This is a genomic window from Candidatus Ornithobacterium hominis, assembly GCF_951229915.1.
GTDB lineage: Bacteria > Bacteroidota > Bacteroidia > Flavobacteriales > Weeksellaceae > Ornithobacterium > Ornithobacterium hominis.
Genome location: NZ_OX579588.1, coordinates 898086 through 910623, shown reverse-complemented (window position 1 = coordinate 910623; position 12538 = coordinate 898086). Strand labels below are relative to the sequence as shown.

Here is a 12538-nt window from a genome sequence, read left to right as displayed (position 1 = left end):
CTTACTTTGTGGGATTTAAGATATATGAATATTCATAATCTTGGAAAAGAACACGGTAAGGCTCTAGTGGCAATGAATACCAGCTGTCTATTCCCGCAACGCCCATTTGTTTCAAGTCGATACGCATGTGATTGCTTTGATCTTCCTTGAGTAATTCTGAATGTTCTTGCCCCTTCTTTGGAGAAGGATACAATTGTTGCCACGTGTATGGTAAAACACTCACATTCAACAAGTTTTTATTGAATCCCACACGGATTCCTCTTCCTCTTCTATCCGTTACTTCTCCCCAGCGTACATCAGTCTTATTCCCAGATTCTTGTGGGCGAACATACGGATGGTATTGCTCTTTTACGCTGCCTGAGTATATGCCAACCAAAGTGCTAGATTTTCTATCTTCATAGCTCTCCCACGGGCCTCTCCCGTACCAAGTAAACGTGTCTTGATTTTTGGGAATGACTAAATCGTTTCCTATTCTCAGCAGAATTTCTCTTTTGGTATTCTCTTTTGCATCAAACTGATTTTCAACCAAAATGCTTCCATTCGTGCCAAAAGTGTAAATCATCGTTAAATCTGCATCGCCGTTGAGCAAAGTGTATTTAGTAATCACTTGATTTTGCTGAGCAACAATGCTCTTTAATTCAAGATTTGGATTTTTAGTATCATCTAATTTTCGGTTTTGCCCTGAACCAAAATCATTATCTGTCAACGGACGGAAAACACTAAACCGCGGCCCTGCTTCGATGAGGATGTTATTTCTGTTTTTTAGATTATAAAAGCGTCCATCTTTTTTACTAAAGCTTAAAGAAATTCTTCCATTTTCTACCAAAATTTCATTCTCTTTCTCTGTGAATTTAACGGTATTTACTGCTTGGAAAGTTGATGGAACTGCTGATGTTAATTCAAATTCTTCATAAGCCATCTCAGTCCCAGCGTCCATTAAGTTCTCAGCGTTTTTCAAGAATGCTTTAGCTACCAAGCGATATTCATTTTCATCATCAGTTATGGTTTTGATAGGAAGTTTCACTAAATTAGTTTGCCTTGCTGCGATGTTTTTGCTTCCTAAATCCATGCTTTCTACAATTTCCCCATTTTTCAAAATTTCAACTTTGATGATAAAATTTTCTAAGCCTTTAAAAAAATGTTCATTTTCGATGCTCAGTATTTGAGTTTCTTTATTGTAATCAAAATCAATCTCTTGGAACACTTTTCTTACCTCATAAGCATGTGGATTCCAAGTTCTATCTGGCATCACTACTCCATTGATTAAGAAATTGTTGTCACTCGGGGTATTTTCATCGCCCCAATCACCGCCGTAGCCAAATATTTTCTTGCCATCGACTTTTTTATACATTCCTTGGTCTGCCCAATCCCAAATGTAACCTCCTTGTAGTTTAGGGTATTTAGGGTCTTCTATTATTTCCCAATATTCTTTGAAGTTCCCCATACTATTTCCCATCGCGTGTGCATATTCACTCATAATGTATGGTCTTTCGGCATCACTCATGGCATATCTTCGTAAACTTTCAGGGTGTGGGTATTGCGGAACTATCATATCCGTATTCCACTCTGTTGTGGAACGCTCGTACTGCACTGGGCGAGATTTATCGTAGCCTTTGAGCCAAGTATACGCATTATAAAAATTATATCCGTTCCCAGCCTCATTACCCAAGCTCCAAGCGATTACTGATGGGTGGTTTTTATCTCTATCTACCATTCGTTGGATTCTCAGATGATGTGCTTTCTCCCAATCTGGGGCGTTCCCTAAAGTTTTTTCGGGATTATAATACATTCCGTGAGATTCTATATTAGCTTCATCAATCACATAAAATCCATATTTATCAGCCAATTCATAGAAATAAGGTGCATTGGGGTAATGTGAGAGCCTCACCGCATTCATATTTAGTTCTTTCATGATTTTCACATCACGTTCCATTTGCTCTTTGGTAATCACGTGGTGCGTATCAGGCTCTGTCTCGTGGCGATTTACTCCACGGAATAAGACTGGCTTACCATTGACTAAAAATTGACCGTTTTCAACTTTTAAATTCCTAAAACCAACTTTTTGCGGAATGCTCTCAATGGTTTTCCCGCTCTCATCTTTTAGTTCAATGTTTAGTGAATATAAATAAGGAATCTCTGCCGACCATGCTTGTACGCTTGGTATTATTTTATCAAATGATAAAACCGTTTTCCCTTGTATTTTTTTTAAACCATAAGTTTTCTTTTCCTCTTGGTATAAAAGGTTGCCATTTGCATCTTTTAAGTTTACAGCGACAGTATACTCCCCTTTCGGCTCATTGGTTTCATTGAATACTTCGATTTTTAAACCAAATTTCCCATCTCTATAGTGGTTGACTAAGTCTTGGGTTACCGTATAATCATAAAAATGAACATTTGGGCGGGTGTAGAGGAACACATCTCTTTCTATACCGCTAATACGCCAGTAATCTTGTGCCTCTAAATAACTTCCATCATTAAATCTTCTGACCTCAAGAGCGACTAAATTTTTCCCAGGCTTTAGAAATTCTGTGATGTCAAAATCATTTTCTAATTTACTTCCCTTCCCTAGCCCAACATATTGACCATTGACATATAATCGAAAGGCTGATTTTACCGCACCTAATTGGATAAAGACTTTTTGATTTTGCCAATCTTGTGGCAAATCAAAATTTCTTCTATACAAGCCCACCGATTGTTCTGTATCGTCTGGAATAAATGGTGGCATGGGATTTTTCACTGCAAATTCAAACGGATGATTTACATAAATCGGTGTCCCGTAGCCATTGAATTCCCAGTTGGCAGGAACTTTAAAATTATCCCAATCATTATCAGAATAATTAAGGCTATAAAAATCTTGTGGCATCTGCTCTACTTTGGGTAGCCATTTAAACCGCCAAGTTCCGTTTAAATCAATAAACCTGTTTGACTTAGCCCTATCATTCTCAGAGCTTAAGGCATTATTTTCATATGCAAAATAATAGGCACGCATCGGCAGCCGATTTTCTTGCTGAATAGCGGGATTTTCAAAAATAGGATCTGGATTTGTTTGAGCATTAATCGTTTGGAGCAAACAAAGTACCGAAAGAGATATGAATCTTTTCTTCATTTTATGGATTTAAAGTTATTACGCTAACTTCTGCAAAAGAAGCTTTTTTACTGCCATCTGTTGTTTTAGTTGATTTAAGTTTTATATATCTTGTGTTTGTTTTTTGAAATAAAATTTTTTGTTCAATTGGGTTATTTTTCACGTTACTAAATTCCCCTTCTTTAGCCAAATTCCAGCTCTTCAAATCTTCAGAGGTATATAATTCATAATTCTGAATTGTGCCATACGCCCAGCGTTCTTGTGATGGCCAGTATGTAAAGCCCGTTATATCTATATTTTCACCCAAATCGATGATGATTTCTGGGGCCTCTGGCGTAGAAACATATACTGAATACACATTTTCATCAATGGCTTTGGTAGCTTCTTTTAATGGCTTGCCATTTTCATCAATGGCTTGCCATTTTGCCTTAGGGATGTCTAAATTCGCTGTCTGGACACTACTGTATTTCTGCGTTTCAGGATCAAAAGAAGCGTAATAAATGGTTGTGGGTTCAGAAATTTTTAAAGGCTTAGAAAATTTTGTGAAATTTTGTGGCTGGTCTTTTTTGTAACTGTAATAAATTTCTGTCTGTTTATTTGGCACACTGAAAGAAACTTCACCAGATTTTTTACGCTCTAAAGTTGGCTCTACCAATAAATTAGGTGCTTTATATAAATTAAACGTTGAAATGACTGGTGCGGCTAAACTTTTTTTGATAATAAGACGTGCTTTCTGAGCTTTTACAGGCTCAAATCTCAACAATCTTTGGTAACCAATCGTTGTACCTTCGGTGATTTTATGCCATTGATTATCTTTGAAAATCTCTAATTCAAAAGATTCAACTCGCTGGCCAAATTCAATGTTTTCTTGAACTTGAAGGCGATTAAATATTTGAGATTTTCCTAAATCAATTTCAATAACTTGTTGCTGCGAATCTTCTAATTGAGGATTATAATAATGGGTGCTCAACTCATCATCAGTCATGAATTTGCTTTCAATAGTTCTCCCATCTGCTTTAAATTCAGCATCTTCACTCACTTTGTTTTCAAAATCTGCCTGAATAACTTCATACAATTCATATAGCCGTTGCTCATCATTTTCATGCACTAAACCTCTTGTATCTACTGGGATATTCAGCAATAAATTAGCATTTCTCCCTACACTTTTATAGTAAATATCTACCATATGGCTTAGTGGACGAACCAAGTGATCTTCTCTTGCATGGTAATACCAGCCTGGTCGTACAGAAACATCTGCCTCTGCAGGCAGCCAATCTTCAGCATTCTTCACTCCTTTTTGCAATTGTTCTCGTGTTTCATTCATCACAATAGGATTCATCGTACTCCAGTTGGTTTCAGTCCCGATTCCTTCTTCATTACCAATCCAGCGAATATCAGCTCCTTTTGCCCCAAAAATCACAGCTTTAGGTTGATGTTCTCGAACCATATCCACTACTTTATCCCATCGGTAGTAAGTTTTTGCATCAATTTTCCGAGCTTCTCGCGCCCCGCCATAGTAACCATCTCCACCATTTGCTCCGTCAAACCATACCTCAAACAAATCACCATAATTTGTTAAAAGCTCATTCAATTGCCCTAAAAACACGTCTACATAAGCATCTTGGGCATATGCAGCGTGATTTCTATCCCATGGAGATAAGTAAACACCAAATAATAAATCATGTTTTTTACAAGCCTCAGCCAATTCTTTCACAATATCTCCTTTTCCATTCTTGTAAGGAGAATTAGCGATAGTATGCTCGGTGTAAGCCGAGGGCCAAAGACAAAACCCATCATGATGTTTTGCCGTTAAAATCAGTCCTTTCATCCCCGCTTTTTTAGCTACCTTCGCCCACTGCTCAGCATCAAAATCTGTAGGGTTAAACCATTCTGGCTTTTCATCTCCATAGCCCCATTCACGGTCGGTGAAGGTATTCATATTGAAGTGCACAAAACCATAATATTCCAGTTTTTGCCAATCCAATTGCCGTTGTGTCGGCACTGCCCCAAATTTTTCGGGTTGAGCGATTGATTGTTTCAGTGATTGATTAACCGAACATGAAGAAAATGATAAAAATAGAATAGAGCTACAGATTAGAACCTTTTTCATTAAAATGATTTTTTAAAATTTTGAACCTTAAATTTATCATTTTTTTTGTGTTTCTACAAATCCAAAACATATTTTTTTGAATATCTTTAATTCAGAGTATTACTATTCAATTCATTTTAAATGATTAATATTTTCTTGATTAAAATAAATTTTGTTGATATACAACACAACTCTTAGCCCTGTAATTTTAGCAAAAATCATAAGTTCGTTGGTTTTCACCGTTCCACTCCCATCTCTAAAGCTTTCATTATCATCTCTGAGAGTTAAATTTCTTTTATATAAAGACTCCTTACCATCAATGACTAATAATATTCGGGAAACAGAACGGGAATTAAGGCAATTAGAGAATTTGCAAATCAAATGAAATTAAGCGAATTTATCATAGCATTAAGCCCTTTAGACATTCATCAATTTGATTTCTATTGCAGGATTTATCTCAAAGATTTAGGAGCAATATTTCTGCCCAATAAAATCAAATATCTCAGTGATGATTTGAGCGTAGTGGAATTGGTAAAAATCAGTGATATCACCAATTCATAGGGTTTTTGTTGAATAATATACAATAAAGAAAAATGAGATAAACAACAACTAAATATAAACCCAACAAAACAAGAAAAGGCATAGATAAAACTAAAATCGTACTTGGAAAGTTCCAATAAAGAACAAACCAAATAATAGGCATTATGGCAAAAAACCATATTCTTTTTTTCTTATACCAATTTCTTTTAATCTTATTCATTTTCAGTGGATTAATTTAATACAAATATACAAAATATGGCAAAAACAATCAAAATAGTAGAACTTGATATAGATGTTCAAGCACTTACAGAAAAAGCGGCCCAATCTCGTGGTGAAGTTCAGCAACTTCAGCAAAACATCAAAGCATTAAAAGATGCACAGAAAGACGCACAAAAAGAGTTTTAGAGCCATCTGTTGGCGTAGGTAATTTTATTCCTTTATTGGTTGAGAAATACAAAGATAAAGAAGAAGTTATTTTCGACCTTTTGGATATTGATAATAATTCATTACAAATTTTAAAATGCATTTTGGAGCAACTGAAATATCCTAAAAATATTAAGTTTAATTTTATCAATGCAGATTTTTTAACCTACGATTTTTCTCAAAAATATGATATAGTTGTAGGGAATCCACCCTATAAAAAAATAACCAAAAATCAAGAGTTATTAGGTGAATACAAAGCCAATATAAGAAACAAAAAAACCAACAATATTTTTTCTTTCTTTATTGAGAAAAGTATTAAACTAGGGAAATTTATTTCCCTTATCGTACCTAAAAGTTTGATAAATGCTCCTGAATTTAATATAACACGAGAAATTTTGGCAGAACAAAATTTATTAAAAATTTGTGATTATGGGGTGAAAGGCTTTAAGGGAATTAAAATAGAAACAATTTCGTTTTTATTAGAAACTAGCCCTAAAAAGTATTCAGAAAACATTATAATAGAAAGTTATATCCAAGAAACTTTACGAAAAAATAAAAAATCTTATTTGCTTTCTGATGAATTTCCATATTGGTTGATTTATAGAAATAAGGAATTTGACAAAATTTCCAATAAAATGAAATTTGATATTTTTCAAAGTTTCCGTGATAGACAAATTACAAAAGATAAAACTAAGGAAATGGGAAAAATTCGTGTTCTGAAATCACGAAATATAGGAAATAATGAAGTAAAAAACTTTGAAAATTATGATTGCTATATAGATGATACAGATAATTTGACAGTTGCAAAATTCCTAAATCAAGAAAAAGTGGTAATGATACCTAATTTAACCCAACATCCAAGAGCAAGTTTTTTACCTAAAAATACGATTGTAGATGGTTCTGTGGCATTACTAACTTAAAAAAACGGAAGCAGACAGCCAACAGAAAAAGATTTAGATTATTATGGTTCAAAAGAATTTGAAAAATTTTATCGTGTAGCAAGAAATTACGGAACTCGCTCACTAAATATTGACAATAATTCTGTATTTTTCTTTGGACTTTTAAAAGAATAATTTTGATATAATAGAAAAAATAAACCAACATTTATCTCAATATAATCTTGATGTAAGAAAGACAAAAGACGCTCGTTTTTCAGATCAAAAATGTACTCCTGATGTAATATATACCATTGTAGATTGTGTAATGAATATAAGAGAAAGTTCACTTAATGAAGAGTTTGTAGTTCAAGATATATGGGATTCCCAATATTTTATTAAAAATGTAAAAGCTATTTTTAACAAACCCTCAGCAAAAAATCCTACAACTAAAAGTGAATATGATAAATTCATCCAACAGCCTTTAAGATTATTGGCTTATGCAGGTGTTTTATCTGTAGAAAAAAGAGGTGCTAAAAATTTTTACAAAATCAATAATTTACCACTTTTAGAATATATTTCTCTGAAAGATAGAAATGCATATGTTTTTCTTTTCAACTTTTTTCTTTTCAGGAATCCACCCACTTTCTAGCTTTCTCTTCAAAGCTTCCCTCAAAACGATTGCTTCTTCAAGCCTTGAATCATAGTCTTTTTGCTTATTAATATCTAAAGAGAATCTGTGTGGATTTCCTCCATTAAATCTAAACCATACATACCATTTGTTCCATCGGGATTAATTAATGGATATTTTTTTATTTTAGGTTCAGTCCAATAGTTTTTTTTCTTGCTCATACATGATAAAATTTATCATGTCTGCAAATACCGATTTTCAAGAGTTTGTGCACTTTTGTGCAGAACACAAAATCTAAAAAAACCTAAGTAATTGTTACAGAATCACTTAGGCTTAAATTTGCGGAGAGAGAGGCTCTTTCTCTTGAACCTTCAAATAGTATCATATACGTTCAATCTATTGTATAATAGAGATTTATACAGAATGTTAATAAAATAAGATTTCATGGAAAATCTTTAGTAGAATCAATTTTTGGGTGTAAATTTGGGTGCAGAAATCAAAACACCCAAAAGTATGAACATCAAGCGGAATATTATCTTCACGTTGGAAAGCAGGAAAAAGGACGGAGTTCTCATTGTTGAGAATGTGCCTATCCGTATGCGTGTTAATTTTGCTTCCAAACGAATTGAATTCACAACAGGTTATCGTATTGATGCTGCAAAATGGGATTCTGATAAGCAACGAGTAAGAAACGGTTGCACAAACAAATTGAAACAATCAGCTTCTGAAATCAATGCTTCACTCTTGGGCTATTATACAGAGATGCAGGAAATCTTCAAAAAGTTTGAAGTAGAAGAAATAATTCCATCTCCTGAACAAATTAAAGAGGCATTCAATGCGCTGCACAAACCTATAGAAGAAGTCAAACCGAGAAAATCAACACCTAATGTTTTCTACAAGGTATTCGATGAGTTTGTGAGAGATTGTGGACAACAGAATGATTGGACTGATTCTACTTACGAGAAGTTTGCTGCTGTGAAAAATCATTTGATGAACTTTCGTGATGGACTTACATTTGATTTCTTTGATGAAAAAGGTCTAAACGATTATGTTGCCTATCTCCGTGATGTAAAGGAAATGCGCAATTCTACTATTGGTAAGCAACTAAGTTTCTTAAAGTGGTTTTTACGCTGGGCTTTCAAGAAAGGTATGCACCAGAATAATGATTACGATAGCTATAAACCTAAACTCAAAAGCACACAGAAGAAAATCATCTTCCTCACATGGGAGGAACTGAACAAACTCCGAGAATTCGAAATACCTGCTGCCAAGCAGGCTCTTGATCGGGTGCGTGATGTATTTCTCTTCCAATGCTTCACGGGCTTGCGCTACTCCGATGTGTTTAATCTTCGTAGAAGTGATATAAAGGGCGACCACATTGAGGTTACAACGGTTAAGACTTCTGATAGCCTGATTATCGAGCTGAACAATCATAGCAAAGCGATTCTTGACAAATACAAGGATGTGGCGTTTGAAAATGATAAGGTCTTGCCTGTGATTACCAATCAGAAAATGAATGACTATCTCAAGGAATTAGCAGAAATGGCAGGGATTGACGAGCCTGTGCGCCAAACGTATTACAAAGGTAATGAGCGTATTGACGAAGTTACACCTAAATATGCCCTGCTTGGCACACATGCAGGTCGCCGCACTTTTATCTGCAATGCGTTTGCATTGGGTATTCCTCCTCAAGTTGTGATGAAGTGGACAGGACATAGCGACTACAAGGCAATGAAACCCTACATTGATATTGCAGACGACATCAAGGCGAATGCTATGAGTAAATTCAATCAATTATAACTCCAAGACAATATGAGCAAAGATAAAATACAGAAAGCCGATAAGCAAGATTTATCTCTCGTTGTACGAGCCATTGGTACTGATCTTGAGCATACACAAGTGCGCATGATTACTTCGGCTAATGCTGATATGCTCTTCCATTATTGGAAGGTGGGGCATTTTATTCTCTACCTCCAAAAGAAAGAAGGCTGGGGAAGCAAAGTTATCGACAATCTATCCAAGGCTATACGCTCACAATATCCTGACAAGAAGGGATACTCTCGCAGAAACATCTTCTATATGTGCCAGTTCGCCAGTGCTTATCCACTGGAAATACTGAACAAAATGGTTGAGGTGAATAGCTTGCTTCAAAATCCAACGTTGGAGCGTGTTTTGAACCAAACAAAAGAACTCAATCAATTAGTGCAAGAACCTCTTGCACTAATTCAATTCACCGAAAATCAAAGAGATATAATTGTACAACAGCCTGTTGCGCAATTAGGAGAGATTTCTGAAATGCTGTCGGCTATCTATCACAGCGACATTAGTAAGATAGAGGATATCTTCAAGCAATCTGCCATTGTTCGCACCAACTGGGCAAGCCATGTAATTCTGCTTAACAGTAAGTTGCCTTTAGGTGAACGCTTTTGGTATATTACACAGGCAGTTGCCAATGGTTGGAGCAGTAATGTTCTGCAAATGCAGATTGAGACCAATCTTTTCGCTCGGCAGATTACGGCAAAGAAAGTGAGTAACTTCTCGGTACGATTACCCAAACCGCAAAGCGACCTTGCCAACTATCTGATGAAAGACCCTTATATCTTTGATATGATGGGGCAAACGGATAAAATGGCAGAACGAGACTTTGAACGGCAATTGGTTTCGCATATCACAAAGTACTTACTCGAAATGGGAAGTGGCTTTGCGTTTGTAGCACAGCAGAAGCATTTTGAAGTAGGTGATTCTGATTTCTATGCCGACCTTATCCTCTATAATATCCAACTACACGCATACGTAGTTATCGAACTTAAAGCGACACCATTCAAGCCCGAATACATGGGACAACTGAACTTCTACATCAATGTAGTGGACGATACCCTCCGTGGCGAACACGACAACAAAACTATTGGCTTGCTCCTCTGCAATGGTGGCGACAAGGTTGTGGCACAATATGCACTCTCGGGTTACGATCAGCCAATCGGTGTCAGCGACTATCAACTAACAAAGACTATCCCTGAAAATCTGAAATCAGTGTTGCCTACTGTGGAGGAGGTGGAGGAAGAATTGAATAAATTCGTGGACCAAGAGTAGCTTTGTAATGTCTGATAAGATCAATAAAAAGAATTAAAACAATAAATCATATAAGATGTCAAAACTCAACATAGACCAAAAAACCATTAAGGGACTTTTTGTAGATAAGAAAACCGATTTTCTTATTCCTGATTATCAGCGTCCATACGCTTGGGGTGAAACAGAGTGTCAAACTCTTTGGGATGATATTTTTACTTTTGCAATTCCAGAAGATGATGCAACCAAATTCCGGCAGGATGAAGAGTATTTTCTAGGACCAATAGTTACTTTCAAGAATGGAAGTGGCAAACAAGAAATTATAGATGGGCAACAACGTCTCACAACCTTAATGCTTTTATTGAGAGCATTCTATGAACGTTCAGGAATGATGCAGGATAAAGGAACTAAAAGTATGCGGAAGATGATTGAGCAATGTGTTTGGAAAACAAATGAGTTTGACGAACCGAACAAAGAAGCTTTGAAAATAGATTCTGAAGTTGCTACTGATGATGATAAAGAAGAATTCTTAGATATTCTCAAAGCTGGAGTTGCTCCAAATAATTTCAAAAGTCGATATGCAGAGAACTATCGTTTCTTCCAAAAGAAAATAGATGATTTCTTAGCAAACTATCCAACATTTTTTCCATATCTGCCTATTAGAATTCTTGGTAATTGCATTTTATTACCTATTGAAGCCGAAAACCAAGATACGGCATTACGCATCTTTTCCACACTAAACGATAGAGGAAAACCTCTTTCCGATGCTGATATTTTCAAAGCTGAGTTTTATAAATACTACTCTAAGAATGGTAAGAAAGAAGATTTTATAGAACGCTGGAGAGAGTTAGAGCGTTTGTCTTCTTTGGCATTTAACTCGAGTAAGGATTCTCCTTTAGATGAACTTTTCACGCTGTATATGTATTTCTTACGAGCTAAACAGGGAAATACTAACACGACAACAGAGGCTTTACGTAAGTTCTATGAGAAGGATACATATAAAGCCTTGAAAAATGAAACAACTTTAGATGAACTTGAAATTCTTATAAAGTTTTGGTACGATGTCAATAATCAAGACTTAAATAGGTTTTCAGATAAAGTTCTACAACTCCTATTTGTATTAAATTATGCACCTAATGGCATGTGGTACTATTTTGTATCTGTCTATTTTATGCATAATAAACAGTCGGATGGCTCTTTGGAAGAGAATGCTTTCTCAAAATTTTTGGAACGAACAATCGGATTTATTTGGGCATACGCACTTACTAATCCAGGCGTAAATGCTCTTCGCACACCTATTTATCGCGAAATGGTTAATCTGATTAATGGTAAAGAAGTGACATTTTCTGATTTTAAGTTTGAAAGAGATAATCTCGAAAACATAATTAAAAGTTATAGATTTCTGAATCAGAGACAAATAACACGATCAATGATTACTTGGTGGGCTTATCAGCATAACCAACAAGTACTACTCCCTCTTGAAAGCAAATTTGACATAGAGCATATATATGCGAAAAATAGAGTGAAAAATGAGCCTTTAAAAGATGGATGGAATGCAGAACTTCTCGGAAACAAGTCTTTACTTGAACAGCGCATAAATATCAGATCTTCGGACTATAGGTTTACTGATAAAGTGAAGTATTACAAAGGATTGCAAGGGGGTAAGGGCGAAAGGAAACAGACGTGCATCTCAGAACTCTTGGCAATGGCAAACGAGAAAAATGATTTTACAGAAGACGATATCCTAAATCGTAATGAAGCAATTATCAAAGGGTTCATTGCTTATTTGGACCAAAATGAACTTTTAAAATAAAACGTAGCCCCAAGGA

General features: G+C 35.5%; 10 protein-coding genes. 7 read left to right on the top strand and 3 right to left on the bottom strand.

The window, feature by feature from the left end:
• Position 1 precedes the first annotated feature (1 nt).
• From QOX03_RS04255 to QOX03_RS04245, 3 genes are all read right to left on the bottom strand, one after another.
• Positions 2 to 3106, bottom strand: coding sequence for a glycoside hydrolase family 2 TIM barrel-domain containing protein (locus tag QOX03_RS04255; protein WP_283671651.1), 3105 nt, complete (start codon positions 3104 to 3106; stop codon positions 2 to 4).
• Position 3107: 1 nt separating this feature from the next.
• A complete protein-coding gene (locus QOX03_RS04250; protein ID WP_283671650.1) occupies positions 3108 to 5195 on the bottom strand; it encodes an alpha-L-fucosidase in 2088 nt (695 codons plus the stop codon).
• Between the two features lie 111 nt (positions 5196 to 5306).
• Positions 5307 to 5555, bottom strand: a complete 249-nt coding sequence (locus QOX03_RS04245) for a hypothetical protein (RefSeq protein WP_283671649.1) — start codon at positions 5553 to 5555, stop codon at positions 5307 to 5309.
• On the opposite strand from QOX03_RS04245, the gene QOX03_RS04240 reads away from it, so the two are divergent.
• From QOX03_RS04240 to QOX03_RS04210, 7 genes are all read left to right on the top strand, one after another.
• Entirely contained in the window at positions 5556 to 5735 is a 180-nt protein-coding gene (locus QOX03_RS04240) for a hypothetical protein (protein WP_283671648.1), read from the top strand.
• Between the two features lie 234 nt (positions 5736 to 5969).
• Complete coding sequence (locus tag QOX03_RS04235) at positions 5970 to 6119, top strand: hypothetical protein (RefSeq protein ID WP_283671647.1); 150 nt, start codon at positions 5970 to 5972, stop codon at positions 6117 to 6119.
• Positions 6120 to 6154: 35 nt separating this feature from the next.
• Entirely contained in the window at positions 6155 to 7057 is a 903-nt protein-coding gene (locus QOX03_RS04230; RefSeq protein ID WP_283671646.1) for an Eco57I restriction-modification methylase domain-containing protein, read from the top strand.
• A 283-nt stretch (positions 7058 to 7340) separates the two neighbouring features.
• Entirely contained in the window at positions 7341 to 7664 is a 324-nt protein-coding gene (locus QOX03_RS04225) for a hypothetical protein (RefSeq protein ID WP_283671645.1), read from the top strand.
• Positions 7665 to 8156: 492 nt separating this feature from the next.
• Complete coding sequence (locus QOX03_RS04220) at positions 8157 to 9443, top strand: site-specific integrase (RefSeq protein WP_283671644.1); 1287 nt, start codon at positions 8157 to 8159, stop codon at positions 9441 to 9443.
• A 12-nt stretch (positions 9444 to 9455) separates the two neighbouring features.
• Complete coding sequence (locus tag QOX03_RS04215) at positions 9456 to 10733, top strand: PDDEXK nuclease domain-containing protein (RefSeq protein WP_283671643.1); 1278 nt, start codon at positions 9456 to 9458, stop codon at positions 10731 to 10733.
• Positions 10734 to 10788: 55 nt separating this feature from the next.
• Positions 10789 to 12522, top strand: a complete 1734-nt coding sequence (locus tag QOX03_RS04210; RefSeq protein ID WP_283671642.1) for a DUF262 domain-containing protein — start codon at positions 10789 to 10791, stop codon at positions 12520 to 12522.
• Positions 12523 to 12538: the final 16 nt, after the last annotated feature.

Bases quoted from the DNA above. Each gene is read 5' to 3' on its own strand.
- QOX03_RS04255 (WP_283671651.1), bottom strand. From the start codon at position 3,106: ATGAAGAAAAGATTCATATCTCTTTCGGTACTTTGTTTGCTCCAAACG.
- QOX03_RS04235 (WP_283671647.1), top strand. From the start codon at position 5,970: ATGGCAAAAACAATCAAAATAGTAGAACTTGATATAGATGTTCAAGCA.
- QOX03_RS04250 (WP_283671650.1), bottom strand. From the start codon at position 5,195: ATGAAAAAGGTTCTAATCTGTAGCTCTATTCTATTTTTATCATTTTCT.
- QOX03_RS04220 (WP_283671644.1), top strand. From the start codon at position 8,157: ATGAACATCAAGCGGAATATTATCTTCACGTTGGAAAGCAGGAAAAAG.
- QOX03_RS04225 (WP_283671645.1), top strand. From the start codon at position 7,341: ATGAATATAAGAGAAAGTTCACTTAATGAAGAGTTTGTAGTTCAAGAT.
- QOX03_RS04240 (WP_283671648.1), top strand. From the start codon at position 5,556: ATGAAATTAAGCGAATTTATCATAGCATTAAGCCCTTTAGACATTCAT.
- QOX03_RS04210 (WP_283671642.1), top strand. From the start codon at position 10,789: ATGTCAAAACTCAACATAGACCAAAAAACCATTAAGGGACTTTTTGTA.
- QOX03_RS04215 (WP_283671643.1), top strand. From the start codon at position 9,456: ATGAGCAAAGATAAAATACAGAAAGCCGATAAGCAAGATTTATCTCTC.